We start from the raw sequence: 24,757 nt of genomic DNA on the forward strand, positions 1-24,757 counted from the left end.
TTTAGAATTTGTTCTTGCGCAGCACCCAATTGGGCGCCATGGACGAGTCCAGGTGCGAATGGGTCAGCGCTTCCACCAGGATGGCGTAGCCGCTGTGCACCCGGGTCACGAAGGCAAAGAGAGGAAACAACGGCAGGTACGGCAGATAGGACAGGTCCAACCGGATACGCTCCGACACCGTGGCCAGATAGACCAGGTAGTAGGCCAATAGCAACAGCAGATAGCCCAGGTAGACGAAAGCCAGCGTGCCCAGCACGATGCCCAGCGGCTGGATGAACAGCAGCATTGCCAGCGATCCCACGATCAGATAGGGCAGCACCAGTTGCATGAGCAGGCCGTTGATAAGGGTGAAAAGGAAGTTCGGCCACCCCAGCAACGAAGGCCGCAGGTTGAAACGGTACTTGCGCACGAACAGGTAGTACATGTCCCCGTCCCAGCGCAAGCGCTGCTTGAAGAACACGCGCCAGGATTCCGGTGCGTCGGTATGCCCCATGGCATGCGGCTCGAACTTGATGCGCATGCCGCTGTAGCGGCCGAAGTACTGCTTGATGCGCAGCGTCATGTCCAGGTCCTCCGCCGTCCCCGCGTCCCAACCGCCAAGGTGCCGGACCAGCGAAGTCCGGAACACTCCAAAGGCACCCGAGATGTTGTTGACGATGTTGAACTCGGACAGGCCCGTTTTGCCACCGCTGATGGAGAGCATGTATTCCAGCCCCTGCATCTTGGTCACCAGGTTTCTGCCCTGGTTGCGCACACGCAGATTGCCCGCAACCCCCGCCACCAGTGGATCGTCGAAGTGGCGTGTGGCGTTCTCCACCATGTCGTTGTCGAACGAGGTATCGCCGTCCAGTGCCATCACCACGTCGCCCGTGGCCAGCGTCAGCCCCGCATTCAGCGAAGACACCCGGCCGCCGCGCTGCCACTTGGGCAGCACGGTGACTTCGCGCCGCCCCTCGGTACCTTCCCAGCGTTTGGCCTCGGACAGTGCCGCATGCAGCGTGTCGCTGTTCTTGATAGCTCCATCGATGATCGGAATGATCTGGATGCGCCCCGCATAGCGCTGATTCACCAAGGAGCTGATGGTCTTGCGCACATCATCGCCTTCGGAATAACAGGTGATCAGGCAGGACACGGACGGGTATTGCAGGCGCCGGACCGGAACACGCCAATGGCGCAACCCGTAGCGCAGCATCCCGCCGACGACCAGCACATAGAACGGCAGCTCCAGCAGGACGATGAACGGGAACAGGTTGAATGCCTGATCCCATGCGCCCCGCGTGCTGAAGCTGTGCGCCAGCAGCAAGAAAGATTCCACAAACTGCTGCCACATGGTCAGGCCTCTTGCAGCGTGTCGGCCTGCATCTTCCGCATCAGATTGCTCGCGGACGGTGCTTCGCTGCCGTCGTTCATGGCCTTGACTTCCATGCTACGCAGGTGCACCGAAAGGGCCAGGCGCTTGGCTTCACCCTCTTCCTCGGCCAGCTTTTCCATGGTTTTCTCGATGCGGCTTTGCAGGCCCTGCGGCATCGTGTATGGCAGGATCACCCACAGGCTGTGCTCATCCACGCGGGTAATCAGGTCGGACTCGCGCAGCTGGGCATTCAGGCGCACGGCGAGTTCGTCCAGCAGCTCGGTGATCTGCCAGGGGCTGAGTTGCTGCGCCGGTAGCCCCTTATGCTCGAGCTCCATGCGCATCAGGTGGAAGCTGAACTGCGGGTTGCGCGCCTGGATGTCGCTGGCCCAGCCCAACATGCGCTTGAAGCCCTGCGGGTCCACATAGTTGCGCGCCTTCAGCGGCGGGTAGGCCTCGCCCACTCCGCCATTGCGCGCAGCCTGACGCCCACTGGCGCTCAGCATTAGCGTGGCGACTTCACGCACCTCCAGCTCGTCGGGCGTGCTCGTGCGCGCACAGTCCAGGCAGCGCGCCTGGACCATGGAATCGACCGATGAGCGCTGGCAGCTACGGCAGTGGTACTGGGCCAGCGGCTTGTCGTAGTCCACGCCGATGTGACGCAAATGCACATGGCATTTGGGGCAGTCCAGCGCACCGCCTTCAACGAACTGCGATTCGGCGCCGACATGGCCGCAGGCAAAGCAGTGCAGCATTGACTCGCGTCGGATGTCCAGGCTCTGGCAATGCGGGCATACGTCCACGAAATGGATGTGCGCCGAGCCGCAACCCGAGCACAGCCGGGTGCGGTCCACCAGCCCCTCGGAGCGCAGCAGCCCGCGGCGGCGCAGCTCCTCCAGCGCCTGGGACACGCTCTCCTGTGCGCAGGCCAGTTGCTCCGCGACCGGATAGCGGTAGAGCTGGTCGCTGTCGCGGTCGAGTAGCGGCCGAAAGCCCGTCTGCGGCCCGCGTTCGTAGAGGAAGTACAGCAGACGCTCCTCCAGCCCCAGCACATCACCAGGATCGGGAAGCATCTGGCGGCGCAAGGCCATGCCCTCGGTGATTTCGTGTGCCCGCTCCACGCTGCACAGCGCATCCACGTACGGCTGCGCGTCGCGCAGCGCCGGTTCCGCAAAGACCGGCAGGCTCCACCAGTCGCTCTGGCGGGTGCGATTGAGCCATTTGCGCCAGACCTGGTGCGGCACGGCACGCAAATAAATGCCCTGCGGCTGTACACCGGAGTGCATCAGCGCATCCAGATCCTGATAGGAGACAGATCGCTCTGACTCAGGGACGGCTGTGGTGAGTGGCCCCAGAAAAACCAAGCCTGCCTTGGTGCGGATGGCTGTATCCATCAGACTCTCCTTTGTTGCGCGCGCCGGGCTGCACAAGCTCGGGGCGCTGTTTCGGAGAGCTCATTTTTCGGTTTGGAAGTGAAGCTTCGACTACCGTTTTCATAGCTTTTAAACTTTGAAAACCAAGTTGCCTTTGGCAAACAAACAGGCTGTACAGCCGTTACGCTACATCCACATACAGAGTTGGACATTCACGCTGTTCCTGCCTTATCAATTCGGGTTTTCATCAGCCCGAACTTCCCTTGGGCCTCTCAGGGTGGCAACGCAAACCGACACAAAAAGTCACCGTCGACACACATGAGCAGCGACTCAGCGGAAACTGCATGCAGACATGTAAAACCGAACCGGCCATCTGGCGCACGCACAGGTAACATTTGCGGCAGTCAATAACCCCAGGAATTGCCAAAAGTAGTCCAACAGCTTGTTTTCACGAAGGAAGAAAAGCAGGGACTCATGGCATGAGCTCACCTGACTAGCCAGCAAAGCAGAGGACAATAGGCGTTTTTGGATCCGCACGATATGACCGACATACAACGCCCCGAACTGCCCGACCACCTGTCCATCGACCCTCGCAGCCCTCACCATGTGGCCGCCGTGTTCGAGCACGACATCGGCATCCGCTTCAACGGCAAGGACCGCTTTGACGTCGAGGAATACTGCGTGAGCGAGGGCTGGGTCAAGGTGCCCGCTGGCAAGACCCTGGACCGCAAGGGCAAGCCCCTGTTGATCAAGCTCAAGGGTACGGTCGAGGCGTATTACCGCTAAACCCAGTCCCCGTGGCCGCACAACGCCTGAACAAGCGCCAGCTCAAGCGTGAGCTGAATGCCGTGCGGCCATACTCTCGCAGCCAGATCGCCGATGGACAAAGGCAAGAGGCCGGGCTGCGACACAGAATCACGGAGGGCGAGCTGGGATGGTTGATGCCCGGGCTTCCGCTGCCTTGGCAAACCTGGGTGCAGCAGGTGCTGCGACCCGAAGCCATCGCTGTACAGCCCGCGCTTTGCAGCAGCTTCGTTTTAGGGATGGACATACCGCTGCTGCAACGCTTTGCCGCAGAAGTGCCAGAGTCCAACAGACTCTATGTACACAGCCTGAGCGATGCTCAAGCGCTGGTCTTCGGCGATGCAGGGCACTGCGTCAAGGCCACCCTGCAGCAGGGGCAAATCAGCGACTGGCAGCAAACCAGTCCCGCGGAAGCCTCCGAGGCTGAAACACGATTGCGCGCAGCAGACGCCACGGCTTTGCATGCTGCATGGCAGTGCTTTGCTCAAGAGATGGATTGCCCCGCCAACCTGAGCCAGTTCCGCGCACAAGTGTTTGATGCTGGTCTGCAGAGCCAGCGTCTGGTCTGCATTTCACCCATCACGCTGGATTGGATGGATCACTACGCCAACATCCACACCGACTGCCGCTGGTTCAATGGTGTCAGCCGCATCCTGGATGGCAGGGAAATCATTCACACCATAGTGCATGGAAGAGACTGAAGACTTGAGTTCAAGCCTTTTCAGCCTCTACTCCTTTCACACCAAGCGCATAAAGCTATTTATTCAATAGCATTCAGCTCGCTCAAGCCAGCGCTTCCGCAGGACCGAAGAACTCATAGTGCACCTGGGCCTCGGGCACGCCCAGCTCGCGCAGCGACTGCTTGACGCTGCGCATGAAGCCGCGCGGGCCCAGGAAGTAGACATCGGCATCGCGTGACTCAGGCAGCCACTGGGCCAGTCGGTCGGTGCTCAGCAGGCCCTGGGCATCGACCTCGTCGCCCGCGTCCGCCTGGTCGTAACAATAGCGGCGTGTGAGCTGCTCGTGGCTGTTAGCCAGCGCATCGATCTTCTCGCGGAAGGCATGCACGCCGCGATCACGCGCGCAGTGGATGAAGGTGATCTCGCGCCCCGTGGGCAGCGCGGCCTGCAGCATGGGCAGCGTGGGCGTGATGCCCACACCGCCGCTGATCAGCACCAGGGGCTTGGCATTGGCCTGCAAGGTGAAATGGCCGGCAGGCGGGAACAGCTCCAGCGTATCGCCCACGTGCAGCTGGTCGTGCAAATGGTTGGAGACCTTGCCGCCGGCCTCGCGCTTGACGCTGATGCGATAGCTCTTGCCGTTGGCAGGCGCCGACAGCGAGTAGTTGCGGCGCTGCTCCAGGCCGTCGACTACCACGCGCAGGCCGATGTACTGGCCTGGCTGATGGGCAATCACCGCGCCGCCGTCCACGGGTTCCAGATAGAAGGACGTGATCTCGGCGCTTTCGGCCTCTTTGCGCACCAGCTTGAAGGCACGCGCACCACGCCAGCCGCCTTCGACTGCCGCAGTCTGCTCGTACACCGCGCGCTCCGCACCGATCAGGATATCGGCCAGCTGCTGATAGGCGGCGGCCCAGGCGGCGATCACCTCATCCGTGGCGATCTCTGCCCCCAGCACCTCGCGAATGGCGCGCAGCAGGCAGGCACCGACGATGGGGTAATGCTCGGCCTGTACCTGCAGCGCCACATGCTTGTTGATGATTTGCGCAGGCAGATTGCCCAGGTTTTCCAGTCGGTCGATGTTCTTGGCATACATCAGCACGCTATGTGCCAATGCTCGCGGCTGAGCACCGCTTTGCTGGTGCGCCTGGTTGAACAGCGGGCGCACCTCGGGATACTCACCCAGCATGGTCTGGTAGAAATGCGTGATCAGGGCCTCGCCGCCGGTTTCCAGCAGCGGTACGGTGGCCTTGACGATCTCGCGTTGACGTTCGGTAAGCATGCAAATCTCCTGGTTGCTGCCTTGCCAGCTGCAAGGCTTGAGCGGATAAATGCAAACGGCGTGCCAGCAACAAGACCATTGCAGAACAATGGCTTGCAAAAATATGCGTCAATATGACATCCATCAATTGCTGTCTCATTGACACCATACGATGTCGTTATGACAACATCTCACATTCTCAACGCCGTCAGCCCGCTGATCGCCGATCTGGCCCAGGACCTGTCCGAGCGCGAACGTCTGCGCCGTCTGCTGGCCGCACTGCGCAATCTGTTGCCCGCCGATGCCGTCGCCCTGCTGAAGCTCGAAGGCGAATGGCTGCGCCCCATGGCGATCGACGGCCTGATGCCGGACACGCTGGGCCGGCGCTTTCGCCTGGGCGAGCATCCGCGCTTTGCCCAGTTGCTGGCGGCCGGCCAGGCCATGCGCTTTGAACCCGACAGTCCCCTGCCCGATCCCTATGACGGGCTGGTGGCGCACAAAGGCCAGGCCATCAGCGAGCTGCATGTGCATGACTGCATGGGCTGCGTGCTGCAGCTGGGCGGCCTGCCCTGGGGACTGCTGACGCTGGACGCACTGGAGCCGGGCCGGTTCGCCGACCCCGCGGCGCTGGCCATGCTGCAGGCCTTTAGCAATCTGGCCGCAGCCACCGTGGCCACGGCCGAGCGCGTGCACCAGCTGTCCCAGCTCGCGCGCGGCGCCACCGGCTCTGCCAGTCCCGCCGCGCCACAGGAGCGCGGACTGCAGGGCGCAAGCCCCGTCATGCGCCAGCTGCAGAAAGACATTGCCCTGGTCGCAGCCAGCGATCTTTGCGTGCTCGTCACCGGCGAAACCGGCACCGGCAAGGAGCTGGTGGCCCAGGCCGTGCATGCGCAGTCGGGCCGTGCCGACAAGCCCATGATCAGCATCAACTGCGCGGCCCTGCCCGACAACCTGGTCGAGAGCGAGCTGTTCGGCCATGTGCGCGGGGCCTTCACGGGAGCACTGAGCGAGCGCAGCGGCAAGTTCGAACAGGCGCATCAGGGCACGCTGTTCCTGGACGAGGTCGGCGAACTGTCGCTGCCCGTGCAGGCCAAGCTGCTGCGCGTGCTGCAAAGCGGCCAGCTGCAGCGCCTGGGCTCGGACCGGGAGCACCATGTGGATGTGCGCGTGATCGCCGCTACCAACCGTGACCTGGCTGCGGAAGTCCACGCCGGGCGCATGCGCGCGGACTTCTATCACCGCCTCAATGTCTATCCGCTCGCCGTGCCGCCGCTGCGAGAGCGCGACAGCGACGTGCTGCAGTTGGCGGGCTATTTCCTCGAGGAGAACCGCTCCAGGCTCAGGCTGGGCGGCCTGCGCCTGGATGCGGCCGCACAGGCGGCCTTGCTCAATCGCAACTGGCCCGGCAATGTGCGCGAGCTCGAGCACTGCATCAGCCGCGCCGTGCTCAGGGCCCTGAGCCGCAATGACGGCAGCGCCAGCCGCGCGGGAACCAGGCTGCGCATCGTGACCCTGGGACTTGCCGATCTCTGGGAGCGGGCCGAGGCGCCTGCCGCCGCACAGGCTACAGCCCCCATGGACCCGGCCACACCGGCGGCTGCGCCCGAGGCCGGTCTGCGCGCCGCCGTCAGCGCCTATGAACGCCAGCTGGTCAGCTCCAGCCTGGCCCGTCACCGGGGCAGCTGGGCCGCCGCAGCGCGCGAGCTGCAGCTCGATCGAGCCAATCTGCAGCGCCTGGCCAAGCGGCTTGAGATCGACAGGCCTTGATCAGCGGCCCTGGATGCCCAGCAGCTCCACATCGAAGTTCAGCGTGGCATTGGGGGGAACGGCACGGCCTGCACCACGGCTGCCATAGGCTATGCCGGGAGGGCATGTCAGCTTGGCCTTGCCGCCCACTTTCATCTTCTGCACGCCCTCGGTCCAGCAGGGAATCACGCCAGTGAGCGGGAACTCGATGGGCTGCTTGCGTGCATAGGAGCTGTCGAACTCCTTGCCGGTATCGGGAAAGTAGCCGCGGTAGTGCACCTTGACGGTGTCCGTCGCCTTGGGACTGGGCCCGCTGCCTTCGACCTGGCTTTCATAGATCAGCCCGCTGGCGGTGGTGACTGGCGCAGCATGAACCACTGCGCCAACGCCCAGAGCAAATACAAACCCGATCACGGAGACTGCTTTTTTCATATCGGATGCGCTGAATAAACAAAACCCGACTTTATTACGAAGTCGGGTCGAAAAAATGTCATGGCAGCCATGCTGCCGGCTGCATTGACTCAGGTCCGGGCCATGCCGATATCGTCCAGTGCCTTGGACAGATGCGCCACGGAGCGATCCGAGTCATGCCATTTGTCCAGGCCGAACAGGCCGATGCGGAAGGTTTTGAAGTCCGGGCCTTCATCGCATTGCAGCGGAACGCCCGAGGCGGTCTGCAAGCCCACCTTGAGGAAGGCACGGCCGCTCTGGATTTCCGCGTCAGTGGTGTAGCTCACGACCACGCCAGGCGCCTTGTAGCCCTCGGCCGCGACGCTGGGGAAGCCGCGCAACTGCAGCAGCTCGCGCACCTTGCGACCCAGTTCCATCTGTTCTTCGCGCACCTTGGCAAAGCCGTATTTGCGCGTCTCCAGCATCACGTCGCGCAAGCGCAGCAGCGCGTCCGTGGGCATGGTGGTGTGATAGGCGTGCTGGCCTTTTTCGTAGCCCTCGGCAATCTGCATCCACTTCTTCAGGTCGCAGGAGAAGCTGGAGCTCTGCGTGTGCTCTATGGCCTCGCGGGCGCGCGCCGAGAGCATGACCATGGCGCAGCAAGGCGAGCTGCTCCAGCCCTTTTGCGGCGCCGAGATCAGCACGTCCACGCCGGTTTTTTCCATATCGACCCACATGGCGCCGGATGCCACGCAGTCCAGCACGAATAGCGCGCCAACCTCGTGCGCGGCATCGGCGACGGTACGCAGGTATTCATCGGGCAGCATGATGCCGCTGGCCGTCTCCACATGCGGGGCAAACACCACTTTGGGACGCTCCACGCGAATGGTCTCGGCCACATCGGCGGCCGGGCATGGCGCCCAGGGGTCCTGGCTGCCCTCGCCCTGCTTGCGCGCCTTGCAGACCACGGAGCCGCCACCCAGGCCCGCATCGGCATCGAAGATCTGCGTCCAGCGATAGCTGAACCAGCCATTGCGCACGATCAGCACCCGCTCGCGATTGGCGAACTGGCGCGCCACGGCTTCCATGCCGAAAGTGCCGCTGCCGGGAATCAGCACGGCCGTGTTGGCGTGATAGACGTCCTTGAGCATGCCCAGGATGTCCTGCATCACACCCACGAACTTCTTGGACATGTGGTTGAGCGCTCTATCGGTGTAGACCACCGAGAATTCGAGCAGGCCATCGGGATCAACGTCGGGCAAAAGTCCGGGCATGGGATATCTCCAATCGCAAATACTGGGCAGTCAAAAACACCCCGGAGCAGACGTTGGGCCGCCGGGGCGCTGGTGCAAGACATTCAGCTTAGCATGAGCCGGAATATGGTTTTGCGTATGCAGTTCATATCAAAAACATGAGCTGCAAGCGCTTTGCACATCGGAGATTTCAACCGATTAAACGCTGAAATCTCGATGCCCCCATCAGCGTTTACCATGTGTCCACAAAGCGGCCGCCTTCCTCGCGCAGTCGCGCACCGGCCAGGCCGCGCACCAGCCAGGCGCGGGTCTCCGCAGGGTCGATGACGGCATCGACTTCCAGCGTGGCCGCCATGTGCATGGCCTCGCCATGCGCGTATTGCTGGGCCAGCAGCCTCTCAAACAGCTCCTCGCGCTGCGCGCCCTCCGGCAGGGCTTCGAGCTCCTTGCGAAAGCCCAGCCGCACAGCCCCTTCCAGGCCCATGGCGCCGAACTCGCCCGTGGGCCAGGCCACATTGAAGATGGGCGCATGAAAGCTGCCCGCCGTCATGCCCATGGCGCCCAGGCCATAGCCCTTGCGCAGCACCACGCTGAAGTATGGGACGCGCAGCTTGGCCGCCATGACGAACAGCCGGCTGACATGGCGCACCTGGGCGGTTTTCTCGATCTCCGGCCCGACCATGAAGCCGGGCGTATCGACCAGGCTGACGATGGCGATGCCGTGGGCATTGCACAACTGCATGAAACGCGCCGCCTTGTCGGCCGCATCGGCATCGATGGCGCCGCCCAGATGGCCCGGGTTGTTGGCTATCAGTCCCACGGGCCGCCCCTCGATGCGCGCCAGCGCCGTGTGGATGCCGGCGCCGAAGCCGGTTCTCAGCATCAGCAGGCTGCCCTCGTCCACCAACCCGGCCATGGCTGCGCGCGTATCGTAGGCACGCAGGCGGTTCTCGGGCACGACCTGGCGCAGCAGACGCTGATCGGGCTCGGACCATTGCTCGACCCGCCCCTGGAAGAAGGACAGATAGTGCCTGGCCGCGGCCACGGCCTGGGCCTCGCCGTCGACCAGGATATCGATCACGCCATTCGCATGCTGCACGCTGGCGGGGCCGACTTCCTCGGGACGGAAGACACCCAGGCCGCCGCCCTCGATCATGGCCGGTCCGCCCATGCCGATATTGCTGCTGCGCGTGGCGATGATCACATCGCTGCAACCCAGCAGCGCCGCATTGCCCGCAAAGCAGCGGCCATGGGTGATACCCACCACGGGCACCTGACCCGAGAGCGCCGCATAGGCCGCGAAGGTATGCACATGCAGGCCCGCGACCACGGGTGTGTCGGTATCGCCGGGCCTGCCCCCGCCGCCTTCGGCAAACAGCACCACGGGCAGTTTCTGCTGCAGCGCGATGCCCAGCATGCGGTCGGTCTTGGCGTGATTGCGCGCCCCCTGGGTGCCCGCCAGCACCGTGGCGTCATAGGACATGACCACGGCGCGCGACCGCTCCGCGCCGAACTGCGCGGCATTGATGGAGCCCATGCCCGTGACCATGCCGTCGGCCGGCGTGTTAGCCACCAGATCGTCGAGGCTGCGCCTGCGTGTCTGCGCGGCAATCGCCAGCGCGCCGTACTCGATGAAGCTGCCTTCATCGCAGAGATCGGCAATGTTCTCGCGCGCGCTGCGGCTGCCCTGGGCATGGCGCCTGGCCATGGCCTCGGGCCGCGCTGCATCGAGCGTGAAGCCATGGCGATCTCTGACGCGCTGCAGATCGGCCCGGATGTGGCCCGGGTCCTGCCGCTGCGGCACCACCTCGGCATGCGCTGCATCGCCCTGAACGGGCGCGAGCACCAGCAAGGCCTGGTCCTGCGCCACATAGCTGCCGGCCTCCGCCAGCAGCGCCTGGACCCGGCCCGCCGCCTGCGCGAACAGCACATGCTGCATCTTCATGGCTTCGAGAATGCCCAGCTCGGCGCCCTTGGCCACCGTCTCACCCACCGCAACAGACCACTGCACGACCCTGGCTGGCATGGGGGCCAGCACAGCATTTTCAGGAGCTTGCTGCGCTTGAAGTACCTTGCTTTCAGAAGCAAAAGCATCTGAATTCTTTGAATGAATTGTGCTTGAAGCTATCTTTTCTGCAGCATCCACCAGCTGCGGCAGGACCTCTTCCAGCCAGCGCGTGTGCACGGTCTGATCCTGCATCTCGGGCCGCTGCGCCAGGGCCTTCAGCAGCGGCAGATTGGTGGCCAGGCCCACGATGCGGCAGTCGGCCAGCGCGCGCCGGGAGCGGCGCAGCACATCCTCAAAACGCGGCGCGTTGCTGTGCACGACGAGCTTGGCCAGCAAGGTGTCGTAATGCGGCGACGGGCTGGCACCCTGCTGCGCATGGCTGTCCAGGCGTATGCCGGGGCCTTGCGGCCAGTGCAGCTCGGCAATGCGGCCGCTGCCGGGGCGGGAGTTGCCCTGGGCATCGAGGGTTTCGGCATTGATGCGCCACTGCATGGCATAGCCGCGCGGCCGGGGCGGTGCATTCACATTCAGGCCCAGGTCGGCAAAATGCTCGCCCGCCGCAATGCGGATCTGGGCCTGCACCAGATCGACGCCAAAGACTTCTTCGGTAATCGTGTGCTCCACCTGCAGGCGCGGGTTGGCCTCGATGAACACATAGGGCAGGGACTGGGATTGCAGGTCGACCAGGAACTCGAACGTGCCCAGGCTTTCGTAGCGCAGCTTGGCTGCCATGCGCAGCGCATCCTCGGTGATGCGCTCGCGCAGCGGCTGCGTCAGGCTCGGGCTGGGCGCAATCTCCACCAGCTTCTGAAAGCGCCGCTGCAGCGTGCATTCGCGCTCGCCCAGCGCCATCGGCCATTCGCTGCCGTCACCCAGCAGCTGGATCTCGATATGGCGCGCGCCGCTCATCAGCCGCTCGACATAGACGCCATCCACGCCAAAGGCTGCCTGGGCCTCGCTGCGGCAGCGCTGGTAGGCGGCCGCCACCTCGCCAGCCTCGGTGACCGCGCGCATGCCGCGCCCGCCGCCGCCGCCGATGGCCTTGATCATGATGCCGCTGGCCCCGTCGGCCTGCTGGCGCGCAAAGAACTGCTGGGCCTGCTCCAGCGTCACGGCCTCGGTGCTGCCGGGCATCAGGGGCACGCCGCATTGCTGCGCCAGCGCGCGGGCCCTGGCCTTGTCGCCAAGCAGCGCCAGTTGCTCAGGCGTCGGACCGATGAAGCGCAGCCCCGCTGCCGCACAGGCGCGCGAAAAGTCTGCGTTCTCGCTGAGAAAGCCATAGCCCGGGTGCAGTGCATCGCAACCGTGCTGCTGGGCAATCCGTAGCAGCTGCGCGCCATCGAGATAGGCAGCCGGGCCGCTGGCGCCCAGTGCCAGCGCCTCGTCTGCGGCCTGCACATGTGGGGCCTCCGCATCGTCGGCGGCGTACACCGCCAGGCTGGCAATGCCCAGCTCCTGCAGCGCACGGATGATGCGCAGCGCGATTTCACCGCGGTTGGCGATCAGGACTTTCTTGAACATAGGACTCTCGTTTTAATAGCTTTTAGCGCTCACCAATCAATGATCACAATCACTTTTGATGCAAAAAATCAGGGGATATCTCGCAGCAAACGGCGCAGCACCTTTCCTGCGCCCGTGGCCGGTAGCGCATCGATGAAGCGCACCTCGCGCGGCGCCTTGTAGCTGGCCATGTTTTCCTTGCTCCAGGTCAGCAGCCCGTCCGCCTCCAGGCTCTGCCCGGGCTTGCGCACGATGAAGGCGCGCACGACCTCGCCTTTCTGAGCGTCGGCAACACCGATCACGGCCGCCTGGGCGATGGCCGGATGCTTGATCAGAATCGTCTCCACCTCCTCGGGGAACACGCTGTAGCCCGAAACCTTGATCATTTCCTTGAAGCGGCCGATGAAGGTCAGATAGCCGTCGGCATCGAACCTGCCCATGTCGCCGGTATGCACCCAGCCGTTCTTGAGCGTCTTGGCCGTGGCCTCGGGCTTGTTCCAGTAGCCCTTGAAGTTGCCCGGGCCGCGAATGATGATCTCGCCCACCTCGCCTGCGGCCAGCGGCGCGCCGGTCTCCGGATCTATCACCCGGATTTCGTTGCCCGGCGCGGGCTTGCCATGGGTGCCCCAGCGTATGGCATCGCCGGGCATAAAGGTATCCATGGTGTGGGTTTCTGACAGGCCGTAGGCCGCCTCGCTGGAGATGGCATTGGGTGCGAACCTGCGCCATTGCTTCGCCAGTTCCTCGGTATAGGTGATGCCGAAGCTGGTGACGGTGTTGCGGCGCAGCGCGCTGAAGTCCATCTTCTCCACGCCGGGCACCTGCATCAGCGCCACATTCATGGGCGCGATGCTGTACCACCAGCTGACGCGATAGCGCTCCAGCGCCTGCGCCACGGCCAGTGGATCGAAGCGATGCAGCAGCACGCAGGGCGCCCCCGAATGCACGGGCATGTTCACCCCCATGGACATGCCCGCGATGTGATAGAGCGGTGCCACGGCCAGCAATACGTCCTCGGCGCTGACCCCGGTCACCCGGGACGCGCCGGCCGTCTTGTATGCGGCCGCGCCGAAGCTCAGCATGGCGCCCTTGGGCAGGCCCGTGGTGCCCGAGGTATAGGTCATCAGCGCCACCTCGTCCATGTCCACCTCGACATGTGAAGGCCTGGCGCCGCTGTGCATGAGATCCCAGAACGACGTCACATTGCCGGGCAGCGGCTGCACGGGGGCCTGCAGTTCGGCAGGCAGGGGCAGCGTGGCTCTGGCGGGCAGCCAGTCGCCGTAGCGCACGGCCAGCACATGCTGCAGCGCGGTGCTTCCGCGCACCTTGTCGACCACGGACAGCAGCACATCGGCCGCAATGATGACCCTGGCCTGCAGATCATTGAGCTGATATTCGAGTTCATGCTCCTTGTTCAGCGGCCCGCAGGGGCAGACTATGGCGCCGATCTTCTGCACCGCGTAGTGGGCAACGATGTACTGCGGGCAGTTGTTCATGAACAGGGCGACGGGTTCGCCCGGCTTCACGCCCAGTTGCTGCAGATGGGCGGCCACGGCATCGCTGGCCTCATCCACCTGGCGCCAGCTGATGTGCTGTCCGTACCAGATATAGGCATCGCGCTCGGGATGCTGGCGCGCATTGCGGCGCAAGGCCTCATGCAGGGGAATGAGGATTTCGGACTCGGCCATGGTTGTCTCCTGGGTGTCTCGTGTAGACCGGGCAGCTGCGCCACTTGCGAGCTTTCTCAGGGATTGCCTTAGGGCAATCTGCTGCTCGGCGTCTTGTCAATGTATACCTGCCGGTAGAACAATGCTACCCATTGGTATAACGAATGCGACACACGCAAACCCTCATGCCCGCCACGTCCAGAAAGACCGAAAAAAAGCCGGCTGCGCCCGTGGCGCCGCGCGGCCGCCAGCGCCTGCCCACTGCCGGCTCCGACGAGAAGCGCGAGCGCATTCTCAAGGCCGCCGAAGCCCTGTTCGACCGCTATGGCTATGCCAACACCACCATCGAGCAGATCGTGCAGGCGCTGGGCGTGACCAAGCCCTTTGTCTACTACTACTTCCGCAACAAGCAGGAGATCTTCGAAACCCTGTGCTGGGCACCGACCGAGGCCTGCTTCACGGTGCTGGACTTTGCAGCCGACGACCCGCGCCCCGCGCATGAAAAAGCCATTGACGGCCTGCAGCGTCTGATTGCCGCCACCATTGCGCACTACCCGGCGGGCTTCTTCCCCTACCGCGAGCCACAGGCCTTCAGCCCCGCCTATCTCAAGGCATCGCGCAATGTGGCCCAGCAGTTCTACAAGCAGTTCTGCGCCCTGCTCGACGAAGGCCGCGCCAGCGGGCATTTCGATTTCCGCGACACCCGCATTACAGCCCAGGCGGCCTGCAGTCTGCCCGGCTTTCTCTACAACTGGTATCAGCCTGACGGCAAGCTGGGCCCGGCCGAGATGGTGGTCGAGCTCACCGATCTGGCCTCACGCGTACTGGGCCTGCGCACTGCTGCGACCCCTGCGCGCAAACGCGCGGCCAGAGCCGCACCGGCGCCAGCAGCGCAGAACCCTTCGCCCCCCAGGCGCCGCAAGAGCGCTTCATCCACCACCAACAGCGCCAGCTGAGAGCCTCGAAGGCCAAGGCGCCATTCCAACTCCTGGAGACAAAACCATGTCAGTTCGCTTCTCAGTCCTTGCGCTGGCTGCCAGCCTGTGTGCCGGCACCGTATCCGCCCAGACGGCAGAGCCGTTCAAGATCGCGTTCATCGACCCGCTCTCCGGCCCGTTTGCCAATGTGGGTGAAGTCATGCGCAACCATGTGCTCTACGCTGTCGATGACGTGAATGCCAAGGGCGGCCTCTACAACGGCGCCAAGTTCCAGCTGCTGCAGTTCGACAGCAAGCTCTCGGCCCAGGAGAGCCAGAGCGCGCTGCAGGCCGCCATTGATCAGGGCGCACGCGTGGTGGTGACGGGGGGCTCGGGCTCATCGGTGGTCACGGCGCTGGTGCAGGCGGCATCGCGCTACAACCAGCGCAACCCGGGCAAGGAGGTGCTGATACTCAACCACAGCTCCATCGATCCCGAGCTGACCGGCAAGTCCTGCAGCTTCTGGCATTTCATGTTCGATGCCAACACTGCCATGCGCATGCAGGCCATTGCCAACTACATCAAGACCCAGCCCGAGATCCGCAAAGTCTTTCTGCTCAACCAGGACTACGCCCATGGCAAGCAATGGGCCAGCTTCGGGCGCAGCATGGTCGGCAAGGCAAGCCCGGATATCCAGTTTGTCGGCGAGACCCTGCACCCCATGGGCCGCATCAAGGACTTTGCACCCTATGTGGCCAAGATCAAGGAAGTCGGCACCGATTCGGTCATCACCGGCAACTGGGGCCAGGATCTGGCCCTGCTGCTCAAGTCGGCCGGTGACTCGGGCTACAACCTGCGCTATTTCAACCATAGCGCTGGCGGCTTTCCGGGCACCGTGACCTCGATTTCCCAGGCAAAGATAGGCCAGGTGACCTGGGTCGCGGAATGGCATCCCGGCATGGCCGACCGTGCTCAGGCCGATGCCCGGGCCAGGGAGTACAAGGCCAGGATGAACCAGGACTTTCTGGCCCCGCGCATGGATCTTGTGCCGCGTATGCTGGCCGCTGCCATGACCAAGGCCCAGTCCACCGAGCCAGTGAAAATTGCCAAGGCCATGGAGGACATGTCCATGGACACCGTCTTCGGCCCCGTCAAGATGCGCGGCAAGGACCACCAGTTGCTGCTGCCCCAGGTCGTCAACACCATCGCCCCCGTGGACGGCAAGCTGGTCAAGACCGGCTGGGAAGGCACGAACTACGGCTTCAGAACCGATGCCGTCTATTCCGCCCAGCAGCTTGATCTACCCACGGAGTGCCAGATGAAGCGACCTTGAGCACAATCTCCTGTGCGGTATGGCATGGCCTAAGCGGTCTGATACCAGCGCGGACCAACGCAGAGACACCAAGGAAGGGCCGCCCCGCACCGAGGGTGTCGTCCCCCTCCCCTAGCGCGCAGCGCGTAGAGAGAGGGGAAGGCGGGGCCGCCTAGGCGCGCAGCCGCTCAGGGGGTGTAGCTCCGCTTCCCAAACACTCCGCTGCCCACGCGCACCATGGTGCTGCCTGCTGCCACGGCGGCTTCCAGATCGCCGGTCATGCCCATGGACAGCGTGTCGAAATGCTCCAGCCCCGCGAGACCACTGGCCTTGATGGACTCAAAAACGGCTTTGGCCTTTTTGTGGACTGCGCATTGCACCTCGAAATCAGGAGCATCGTCAGGAATGCTCATGATGCCGCGCAGCTGCAGATTGGGCAGTTTCACCATGGCTTGGGCCAGCTCCAGTGCTTGCTCGGCCATGACGCCGGACTTGGTGGCGCCGCCATCCACATTGACCTGGATGCAGACATTGAGCCGTGCCATGCCTTGCGGACGCTGGGCCGAAAGACGCTCGGCGATCTTGAGCCGGTCCACGGTCTGGGCCCAGTCGAAATTCTCGGCCACCAGCCGCGTCTTGTTGCTCTGAATGGGGCCTATGCAATGCCACTGCAGCGCCTCGCCGCCCGCCAGCTGCATGGCGCGCACCGCGGCAATTTTCTCCACGGCCTCCTGGATATAGTTCTCGCCAAAGCTGCGCTGGCCGGCCAGCACCGCCTCGCGCACCACATCCGCGCCAAAGGTCTTGGAAACGGCCAGCAGTTGCACCGATGTCACGGGCCGGCTTGCACTGGCGCAAGCGGCTGCCATGCGGGCATGAATCTGCCCCAGATTGTTTTCAATCGTCGTCATAATTGGCGCCAGAGTATCAAACCAGAGAGGGATCTCCGTGGATATCACGCAATTGCTGGCATTCAGTGTCAAGAACAAGGCTTCGGACTTGCATTTGTCGGCAGGCCTGCCCCCCATGATTCGCGTCCACGGCGATGTGCGCCGCATCAACATCGATCCGCTGGACCACAAGACCGTGCACGCCATGGTCTACGACATCATGAGCGATGCCCAGCGCAAGCAGTACGAAGAGTTTCTGGAAGTGGACTTTTCGTTCGAGATTGAAGGCCTGGCCCGGTTTCGTGTCAATGCCTTCAACCAGAACCGCGGCGCGGCGGCCGTGTTCCGTACCATTCCCAGCAAGATCCTGACACTGGAGCAACTCAACGCCCCCAAGATCTTCGCCGACCTGGCCCTGAAGCCGCGCGGTCTGGTGCTGGTGACCGGCCCCACGGGCTCGGGCAAGTCCACCACGCTGGCCGCCATGGTCAACTATCTCAACGAGACCGAGTACGGCCACATCCTGACGGTGGAAGACCCCATCGAATTCGTGCACGAGTCCAAGAAATGCCTGATCAATCAGCGCGAAGTCGGCCCCATGACGCTGTCGTTTGCGGCAGCGCTGAAGTCCGCGCTGCGTGAAGACCCGGACGCGATCCTGGTCGGCGAAATGCGGGACCTGGAAACCATCCGTCTGGCCATGACGGCGGCCGAAACCGGTCACCTGGTGTTCGGCACGCTGCACACCTCGTCGGCCGCCAAGACCATCGACCGTATCATCGACGTCTTCCCGGCCGAGGAAAAGGAAATGGTGCGCGCCATGCTGTCCGAGTCGCTGCAGGCCGTGATCTCGCAGACGCTGTGCAAGACCAAGGACGGCCAGGGCCGTGTGGCCGCACACGAGATCATGCTGGGCACGCCCGCCATCCGAAACCTGATCCGAGAAGCCAAGGTGGCACAGATGTACTCCACCATTCAGACCAGCCAGAACATGGGCATGCAGACTCTGGACCAGAACCTGACCGATCTGGTGCGCCGCAACCTCATCAGTCCTGCCGAAGCGCGCAGCAAGGCGAAGATTCCCGAGAATTTTCCTGGATGATGCCTCCCCCTGAGCGGCTTTGCCGCTTCCCCCCAGGGGGACGACGCCCTCGCCGCGAGGCGGCTCTTGCTCGGCGTCTCTCACTTGGGCTCTGCCAATTTTGACGCTGCCTCAAGGAACGATCATGGAACGCGATCAGGCCAGTAAATTCATCAACGATCTGCTCAAGCTCATGGTCAGCCGCAACGGCAGCGACCTGTTCATCACTGCAGAGTTTCCGCCCGCCATCAAGATTGACGGCAAAGTCACCAAGGTCTCGCCCCAGCCGCTGAACCAGTTGCATACGCTGGCCCTGGCACGTTCCATCATGAACGACAGGCAGGTGGCAGACTTCGAACACACCAAGGAGTGCAACTTCGCCATCTCGCCTGCCGGTGTGGGGCGCTTCCGTGTCAACGCCTTCATGCAGCAGGGCAAGGTCGGCATGGTGCTGCGTACCATTCCCAGCACCCTGCCCACGATTGACGGCCTGGGCGTGCCGCAGGTGCTCAAGGAAGTGACCATGACCAAGCGTGGCCTGTGCATCCTGGTCGGCGCGACAGGCTCGGGCAAGTCCACCACGCTGGCCGCCATGGTGGACTGGCGCAATGAAAACTCCTTCGGCCACATCATCACCGTGGAAGATCCCGTGGAGTTCGTGCATCCGCACAAGAACTGCGTGGTCACGCAACGCGAGGTGGGACTGGACACTGAAAGCTGGGAAGCCGCGCTCAAGAACACGCTGCGCCAGGCGCCCGATGTGATTCTGATGGGCGAAATCCGTGACCGCGAAACCATGGAGCACGCGATTGCGTTCTCTGAAACCGGGCACCTGTGTCTTGCCACGCTGCACGCCAACAGTGCCAACCAGGCGCTGGACCGTATCGTCAACTTCTTCCCCGAAGAGCGCCGTCCGCAACTGCTGATGGACGTGTCGCTGAATCTGCGGGCCATCATTTCCCAGCGACTGATCCCCAAGCAGGACAGCAAGGGCCGTGTCGCCGCCATCGAGGTGATGCTCAACTCGCCGCTGATCGCCGACCTGATCTTCAAGGGCGAAGTCGTCGAGATCAAGGAGATCATGAAGAAAAGCCGCAACATCGGCATGCAGACCTTTGACCAGGCGCTGTTCGACCTGTTCGAGTCCAATCTCATCACCTATGAAGACGCGCTGCGCAATGCAGACTCGGTCAACGACCTGCGTCTGCAGATCAAGCTCAACAGCCAGCGTGCCCGGACTCTGGACCTGGCGGCCGGCACCGAGCATCTGACCATCGTCTAAGCCCAAGGCGCTGGCATCTCTTCCCACAGGAGGAGCGCGGGTTTTGCTGCGTGGCGGGCCGTCCAGGCCCCTGCTGTCAGCCACGGCCATGCACTCCGGCGCTACCATGATCGAACTGTTTCGCACCAAGTCTTAGAGGATTTCATGAGCACAGCCACCATCGCCTCCCGCAGCTACGCTGCTTGCGCTTCCACTCCCGTGGCCTTTCTGGGCCTGGGTGTCATGGGCTATCCCATGGCCGGGCACCTGGCTGCGGCTGGCCATCAGGTCACGGTCTACAACCGCACGGCTGCCAAGGCCGAAGCCTGGACCGAGGAATTCCCCGGCGGCAGCCATGCGGCCACGCCTCGCGAAGCCGTCAAGGGCGCACGCATGGTCTTCTCCTGCGTGGGCAACGACGACGACCTGCGCTCCATTGTGCTGGGCGACGACGGCGCCTTTGCAGGCATGGAGCCTGGCGCCATCTTTGTCGATCACACCACGGCCTCGGCCCAGGTGGCACGCGAGTTGTATGCAGAAGCACGCAAACGCGGCCTGCACTTTATCGATGCCCCTGTATCGGGCGGTCAGGCCGGGGCGGTCAACGGCCAGCTCACCGTCATGTGCGGCGGCGATCAGGATGTGTTCGACCAGGTGGCCCCGGTGGCCGATGCCTTCTCGCGCGCCTTCACCTATATGGGCGCCTGCGGCAACGGTCAGCTGACCAAGATGGTCAATCAGATCTGCGTGGCCAGTGTGGTGCAGGGCCTGTCCGAAGCCATTGCCTTTGGCCTTCGTGCCGACCTGGACGTTGAGAAAGTCCTCGATGTGATCGGCAAGGGAGCCGCCCAGAGCTGGCAAATGGACAATCGCGGCAAGACCATGGCCGTGGGAAAGTTCGACTTCGGCTTTGCCGTGGACTGGATGCGCAAGGATCTGGGGCTGGTGCTGGCCGAGGCCCAGCGCAATGGCGCACGCCTGCCCGTCACCGCGCTGGTGGACCAGTTCTATGCCGATGTACAGGCCATGGGTGGCAATCGCTGGGATACCTCCAGCCTGATCCAGCGCCTGCGCTGAGCCGCTGCGCCATGAAAAAAGCCGGACTCGAGTCCGGCTTTTTTGTGACCGTCGCTCACCTCAGTTCATGCTGGAGCGATCCTCGACCACAGGGGCGGCCTTGGATGTTGCTGCAGCCAGCTCATCTTCGGAGATGACCTCAAACAGGCGCACAACCTTGCTCACATCGTTGACGCCACGAGCGATCTCGGCAGCCCGCTTGGATTCACGCGGCGTAACTATGCCCATCAGATAGACCACGTTGTTCTCGGTCACGACCTTGATGGCCGAGGATGAAATGTCCTTGGCGTTGACCAGACTGGCCTTGACCTTGGTCGTGATCAGAGAATCCTGGGAGCGCTGACCCAGAGTGGCCGTGAAAGGCGCGACCTCGATCTCGTTATAGACCTGACGCACGGTGGATTGTTCGCGCACCAGCTTCTCGATGGTCGCCTTGTCCGTCGCATTGCCTGCCTGGCCGGTCAGCAACACCACACGGTTGTAGCTGGTGGCGCTGACCCGAGCCTTGTCGCCCATCACCTCGCTGATGCGATTGCCGGCGCGCAGCTCTATGCCCTGGTCCTCAACCTGTGTGCCGGTGGTACGCCTGTCCACTGCCGACATGCCCGCCACGGCAGCACCGCCGCCCACCAGAGCCACGCAACCGCTCAAGGCACCGCCCAGAGCGGCAACAGTCAGGGCCGCACATGCAACACGGGTCCACTTCAACTTCATAAAGGCATCTCCTGGTCACCAAGCAGTTGAGAGTCCACACCATCGGCCAGACAGTGCAGGATCAAGGTATGGGTTTCGCGCACGCGCGCCGCACGGTCGTGGGGCACGCAGATCAGTACATCGGTCTCGCGCACGGCGGTGGCCAGATTGCCGCCAGTGCGGCCTGTCAGCACCACAGCCATCATGTCGCGCTCGTGGGCGGCTTCAAGAGCCTCCAGCACAGCCGTGTCGTTGCCGGTCACCGACATGAGCAGCAGCAGATCGCCGGGCTGCCCCAGCGCCCGCACCTGACGCGCCAGATACTGGCTGGCATTGCCGCCCGAGCCCGTGGCTCCCACGCTGCCCAGCAGGCCGCCATCGGAAGTCAGGGCCACGGCCGCCAGCTCGGGACGATCGCGCTCGAACCCTGTCACGCACAGGGAGGCAAATAACTGGGCATCGCTGGCCGAAACGCCCGTACCGCAGGCCAGCACCTTGCCGCCGCCCGTCACACAGGCCAGCATGGCCTGTACGGCGGAAGCAATAGGTTGGCTCAGCGCCTGGGCGGCCTGGTACTTCAGGTCGGCACTGTCGATGAAATGCTGTTGAATTCGTTGCTCTAGCATGGAGGCCCGATGATACCCGCCACCTGTTATCTCTTTGGTAGCAAACCGTTATTTGCGCATCAGTGTTGCGCACAACTATGACGCGACGGCTAAAGCGCCTCGAATGCCGCTTGGAGCCATTCGAGGCGCATCTGGTTCCCGGCGCTATCGACCAGCACTACATCAAAGCGGCATGGCGGCGCTGCCGCAAGCCGCATCAGATAGTATCTGGCGGCCAGCACGATGCGCTGCTGCTTGAGGCGGCCGATGCTGCCGCCGGCACCGCCGAAGCGCTCGGTGTTGCGACTGCGGACTTCGACGAACACCAAAGACCCGTCGCGGTCACGCAGGATCAAATCGATTTCGCCGCCACCACGGCCCGGCGTCCGATAATTGCGCTCGACAAGCTTCAGGCCCCGCGTCTGCAAATGCGCCAACGCGGCATCCTCGGCCTGTTGCCCGCGTGCGGTTGTGCTTTGCGCCGGCTTGGGCCGCTTTCCAAGGAAATCCATTGACTACCTCTTTCGCCTCTGCACTGACTGCCGCACATGACGCGGCCGCTTCCCAGCATTATCCGCAGGGAGCCCTGTATGTGGTGGCGACGCCGATTGGCAATCTGGCCGATATCAGCCTGCGCTCGCTGCATGTACTGCAGATCGTGGACTGCATCGCCTGCGAAGACACGCGCCACACCCAGGGCCTGCTGCGCAGCTACGGGCTGGACCGCCCCGGCAACCAGTTGCTGGCCGTGCACCAGCACAACGAGGCAGAAGCCGCCCAGCAGGTGATCGAGCGCCTGCAGCAAGGCCAGCGCATCGCCTATGTCAGCGATGCCGGCACTCCCGGCGTCAGCGACCCGGGCGCGCGCCTGTGCGCGGCGCTGCAGACCGCGGGTCTGCGCAGCATTCCGCTGCCCGGCGCCAGCAGCGTGACATCGGCCATCAGCGTGGCCGGCGCCGTCACTCCGGCACAGGGCGAAAGCGGTTTTGTGTTTGCCGGCTTCCTGCCCACCAAGAATGCCGAACGACTGGCCGCCGTGCAGAAGCTGGCCGACCAGCCGCGTTGCACCGTGCTGCTGGAAGCACCGCACCGCATCATCGAGCTGGCCCAGGCTCTGGCCCTGCTGGGCGAGCGTCGCGTCACGCTGGCGCGCGAGATCACCAAGCAGTTTGAAGACATCGCCAGCATGCCGGCCCACGAGCTGGCAGCCTGGCTGCAGGCCTCGCCGCAGCGCATCAAGGGCGAGTTCGCCATCGTGCTGCACCCCGTGGCAGTGCAGCAGGAATCGGGCGAGGCCGAGCGTGTGCTCAAGCTGCTGCTGGCCGAGTTGCCGACCAAGACGGCCGTGAAGCTGGCCGCAGAAATCACTGGGGCCAGCCGCAACACGCTCTACGACCGGGCGCTGGAACTCAAGCGGGCCGCCGAAGAGGAATAAGTACGTCAACCGGGCGCGGTACAAACCAGAGACGCCTGGCAAGGGCTGCCCCGCAGCCCCCTTTTGGGGAAGCCTGGTTGCGACTCAAGCGTAGGCCAGACCGGTTGCCACGCCACCAAACAGGTCGCCTTCGACCTGCGGCACATCGGGGAAAGCGACGCGCAGCGCATCGCGCAGGGTACGCAGGGCCGACGAGCCGCCGGTGAGATAGATGGCGTCTGGCGCTGCCACGCCGGCCTGGCGCACACAGTCCTGCGCACATTCGACGACCTGCAGCAGCAAGGCCTGCAACTGCTCCTGCAGAACCTCCGGGGAGATGGCCGCTGGCAGGTCTTGCTCCAGCCAGTCCAGAGCAATGGCCGAGGCCGCATGGCTTTGCGAAGCCGCAATCTTGGCCTGCTCCACCGCATCGGCCAGCCTATGGCCTTCGCGCCAATCCAGCACCTTCATCAGGCGCTGGTGCAACTGCTGATCGCTGTAATTGCTCTTGAGGCCGCGCGCCGCAGCCAGAGCCTTGGCCGTGTATAGCCACTGGATCAGATGCCAGGTGGAGAGATCGAAGAACACGCTGCTGGGCACCTCGCGCCCGCTGGGGCCGATGTGCTTGTAGCCCAGCAACGGCATGACCTGGGCCACATTGAGGCGATGGTCGAAATCCGTGCCTCCGATATGCACGCCGGTGGTGGCCAGAATGTCCTGGGTGCGGTCGGCATGCCCGGCCTGTTGCGGGCCCAGACGCACCACCGTGAAGTCCGAGGTGCCACCGCCGATATCGACCACCAGCACCAGTTGCTCCTCGCTCAGGCGCTGCTCGTAATCCAGCGCCGCCGCAATCGGCTCCAGCTGAAAGCTGACTTCGCCCAGGCCAGCGGCGCGCGCCGCAGCGGCCAGGGCATCCTGAGCCTGACGGTCTCGCTCCGGGTGTTCGTCGACAAAATGCACGGGACGCCCCAGCACCACACGCTCGGGCAGACGCCCGTCCAGCGCCTGGCGTGCCTGATCGGCCACACGCTTGAGAAAGATCGCGATGATGTCCTGGTAGCTGACGAGCTGCTCGTGCACCGCGGTCTTTTCCAGCAACAGGCTGCTGCCCAGCAGGCTCTTGAGCGAGCGCATCAGGCGCCCTTCCTCGCCCGCCAGATACTGCTGCATGGCATCGCGGCCGAAATGCGTGCTGTGCTCTTCGGTATTGAAGAACAGCGCCGTGGGCATGCCGGTGGCAGCCCCTTCCAGAGGCAGCAAAGTTGCGGTCTTGCCAGGCAGACGATAGGCAGCAGCAGAGTTGGAGGTTCCGAAATCGATGCCCAGAGTGGCAGGCGTGAGAGCTGTGGTCATGAAAGGCGGCGCTGCACCGCGCCGGCCCGCAAAGGCTGACGCGGCCGCAACGAAAACGCCCACCGAAGTGGGCATGGGTGTCAGCGGGGGCGCTATTCTAGCGCCCCTGTTATTGGGC

Annotated in this window: 21 protein-coding genes; 9 read left to right on the forward strand and 12 right to left on the reverse strand. The window is 63.7% G+C overall.

Translation table 11 applies throughout. The features are described from left to right. Position 1: 1 nt before the first annotated feature. The gene (locus tag Cth01_RS06790; protein ID WP_034377322.1) at positions 2-1,330 is read right to left on the reverse strand and encodes a glycosyltransferase family 2 protein; all 1,329 of its coding nucleotides are present in this window, start codon (positions 1,328-1,330) and stop codon (positions 2-4) included. A 2-nt stretch (positions 1,331-1,332) separates the two neighbouring features. Beyond that, a complete protein-coding gene (locus Cth01_RS06795) occupies positions 1,333-2,745 on the reverse strand; it encodes a TackOD1 domain-containing metal-binding protein (protein WP_045838808.1) in 1,413 nt (470 codons plus the stop codon). 519 nt (positions 2,746-3,264) lie between these two features. Here Cth01_RS06795 and Cth01_RS06800 point away from each other — a divergent pair. Both Cth01_RS06800 and Cth01_RS06805 read left to right on the forward strand, forming a co-directional pair. Beyond that, positions 3,265-3,510, forward strand: coding sequence for a DUF3297 family protein (locus tag Cth01_RS06800; protein WP_034377324.1), 246 nt, complete (start codon positions 3,265-3,267; stop codon positions 3,508-3,510). 11 nt (positions 3,511-3,521) lie between these two features. Next, positions 3,522-4,229 (forward strand): hypothetical protein, encoded by a 708-nt coding sequence (locus Cth01_RS06805; protein ID WP_034377325.1) that lies wholly within the window; start codon positions 3,522-3,524, stop codon positions 4,227-4,229. Positions 4,230-4,311: 82 nt separating this feature from the next. Here the strand turns inward: Cth01_RS06805 and hmpA are convergent, their stop codons facing one another. After that, positions 4,312-5,490 carry an NO-inducible flavohemoprotein gene (gene hmpA, locus Cth01_RS06810; protein WP_045838809.1) on the reverse strand — a complete coding sequence of 393 codons (1,179 nt, stop codon included), beginning with the start codon at positions 5,488-5,490 and terminating at the stop codon, positions 4,312-4,314. A gap of 159 nt (positions 5,491-5,649) precedes the next feature. Here hmpA and norR point away from each other — a divergent pair, with 159 nt between their 5' ends. Further along, entirely contained in the window at positions 5,650-7,236 is a 1,587-nt protein-coding gene (gene norR, locus Cth01_RS06815) for a nitric oxide reductase transcriptional regulator NorR (protein ID WP_045838810.1), read from the forward strand. On the opposite strand, the gene Cth01_RS06820 is transcribed toward norR, so the two are convergent. The 4 genes from Cth01_RS06820 to Cth01_RS06835 all read right to left on the reverse strand — a co-directional run bounded on the left by Cth01_RS06820 (position 7,237) and on the right by Cth01_RS06835 (position 14,054). Continuing rightward, the gene (locus Cth01_RS06820) at positions 7,237-7,647 is read right to left on the reverse strand and encodes an FKBP-type peptidyl-prolyl cis-trans isomerase (RefSeq protein ID WP_045838811.1); all 411 of its coding nucleotides are present in this window, start codon (positions 7,645-7,647) and stop codon (positions 7,237-7,239) included. Between the two features lie 89 nt (positions 7,648-7,736). Then, on the reverse strand, positions 7,737-8,879 hold the full coding sequence (locus tag Cth01_RS06825) for an aminotransferase class V-fold PLP-dependent enzyme (RefSeq protein WP_045838812.1): 1,143 nt from the start codon (positions 8,877-8,879) through the stop codon (positions 7,737-7,739). A 211-nt stretch (positions 8,880-9,090) separates the two neighbouring features. Beyond that, positions 9,091-12,387, reverse strand: coding sequence for an acetyl-CoA carboxylase family protein (locus tag Cth01_RS06830; RefSeq protein WP_045838813.1), 3,297 nt, complete (start codon positions 12,385-12,387; stop codon positions 9,091-9,093). Between the two features lie 68 nt (positions 12,388-12,455). Beyond that, positions 12,456-14,054, reverse strand: coding sequence for an AMP-binding protein (locus tag Cth01_RS06835; RefSeq protein ID WP_045838814.1), 1,599 nt, complete (start codon positions 14,052-14,054; stop codon positions 12,456-12,458). Positions 14,055-14,218: 164 nt separating this feature from the next. On the opposite strand from Cth01_RS06835, the gene Cth01_RS06840 reads away from it, so the two are divergent. Together Cth01_RS06840 and Cth01_RS06845 are read left to right on the forward strand one after the other, a co-directional pair. Beyond that, on the forward strand, positions 14,219-14,989 hold the full coding sequence (locus Cth01_RS06840) for a TetR/AcrR family transcriptional regulator (protein WP_045838815.1): 771 nt from the start codon (positions 14,219-14,221) through the stop codon (positions 14,987-14,989). Positions 14,990-15,035: 46 nt separating this feature from the next. Continuing rightward, positions 15,036-16,283 (forward strand): branched-chain amino acid ABC transporter substrate-binding protein, encoded by a 1,248-nt coding sequence (locus Cth01_RS06845; RefSeq protein ID WP_034395820.1) that lies wholly within the window; start codon positions 15,036-15,038, stop codon positions 16,281-16,283. A gap of 167 nt (positions 16,284-16,450) precedes the next feature. Here Cth01_RS06845 and Cth01_RS06850 read toward each other — a convergent pair whose 3' ends face one another. Next, positions 16,451-17,173 carry a YggS family pyridoxal phosphate-dependent enzyme gene (locus Cth01_RS06850; RefSeq protein ID WP_034377331.1) on the reverse strand — a complete coding sequence of 241 codons (723 nt, stop codon included), beginning with the start codon at positions 17,171-17,173 and terminating at the stop codon, positions 16,451-16,453. A 37-nt stretch (positions 17,174-17,210) separates the two neighbouring features. Here Cth01_RS06850 and Cth01_RS06855 point away from each other — a divergent pair, with 37 nt between their 5' ends. The 3 genes from Cth01_RS06855 to Cth01_RS06865 all read left to right on the forward strand — a co-directional run bounded on the left by Cth01_RS06855 (position 17,211) and on the right by Cth01_RS06865 (position 20,571). Continuing rightward, positions 17,211-18,254: a type IV pilus twitching motility protein PilT gene (locus Cth01_RS06855; protein ID WP_003068464.1), complete on the forward strand. Its 1,044-nt coding sequence runs from the start codon at positions 17,211-17,213 to the stop codon at positions 18,252-18,254. A 124-nt stretch (positions 18,255-18,378) separates the two neighbouring features. Further along, complete coding sequence (locus Cth01_RS06860; protein WP_003068462.1) at positions 18,379-19,515, forward strand: PilT/PilU family type 4a pilus ATPase; 1,137 nt, start codon at positions 18,379-18,381, stop codon at positions 19,513-19,515. 144 nt (positions 19,516-19,659) lie between these two features. Next, complete coding sequence (locus tag Cth01_RS06865) at positions 19,660-20,571, forward strand: NAD(P)-dependent oxidoreductase (protein ID WP_034354990.1); 912 nt, start codon at positions 19,660-19,662, stop codon at positions 20,569-20,571. 60 nt (positions 20,572-20,631) lie between these two features. Here the strand turns inward: Cth01_RS06865 and Cth01_RS06870 are convergent, their stop codons facing one another. The 3 genes from Cth01_RS06870 to Cth01_RS06880 all read right to left on the reverse strand — a co-directional run bounded on the left by Cth01_RS06870 (position 20,632) and on the right by Cth01_RS06880 (position 22,381). Next, positions 20,632-21,285: a BON domain-containing protein gene (locus Cth01_RS06870; protein ID WP_003068458.1), complete on the reverse strand. Its 654-nt coding sequence runs from the start codon at positions 21,283-21,285 to the stop codon at positions 20,632-20,634. After that, positions 21,282-21,890, reverse strand: a complete 609-nt coding sequence (locus Cth01_RS06875) for an SIS domain-containing protein (RefSeq protein ID WP_003068456.1) — start codon at positions 21,888-21,890, stop codon at positions 21,282-21,284. Before Cth01_RS06875 ends, Cth01_RS06870 begins: the two co-directional genes overlap by 4 nt. Positions 21,891-21,979: 89 nt before the next feature. Beyond that, entirely contained in the window at positions 21,980-22,381 is a 402-nt protein-coding gene (locus Cth01_RS06880; protein WP_003068453.1) for a YraN family protein, read from the reverse strand. Here Cth01_RS06880 and rsmI point away from each other — a divergent pair. After that, entirely contained in the window at positions 22,381-23,304 is a 924-nt protein-coding gene (gene rsmI / locus Cth01_RS06885) for a 16S rRNA (cytidine(1402)-2'-O)-methyltransferase (RefSeq protein ID WP_034377332.1), read from the forward strand. The genes Cth01_RS06880 and rsmI overlap by 1 nt on opposite strands. An 84-nt stretch (positions 23,305-23,388) precedes the next feature. On the opposite strand, the gene Cth01_RS06890 is transcribed toward rsmI, so the two are convergent. Continuing rightward, positions 23,389-24,639 (reverse strand): Hsp70 family protein, encoded by a 1,251-nt coding sequence (locus tag Cth01_RS06890; protein ID WP_034377419.1) that lies wholly within the window; start codon positions 24,637-24,639, stop codon positions 23,389-23,391. Positions 24,640-24,757: the final 118 nt, after the last annotated feature.

The organism is Comamonas thiooxydans, from assembly GCF_000964545.1.
Classification (GTDB): domain Bacteria; phylum Pseudomonadota; class Gammaproteobacteria; order Burkholderiales; family Burkholderiaceae_C; genus Comamonas; species Comamonas thiooxydans.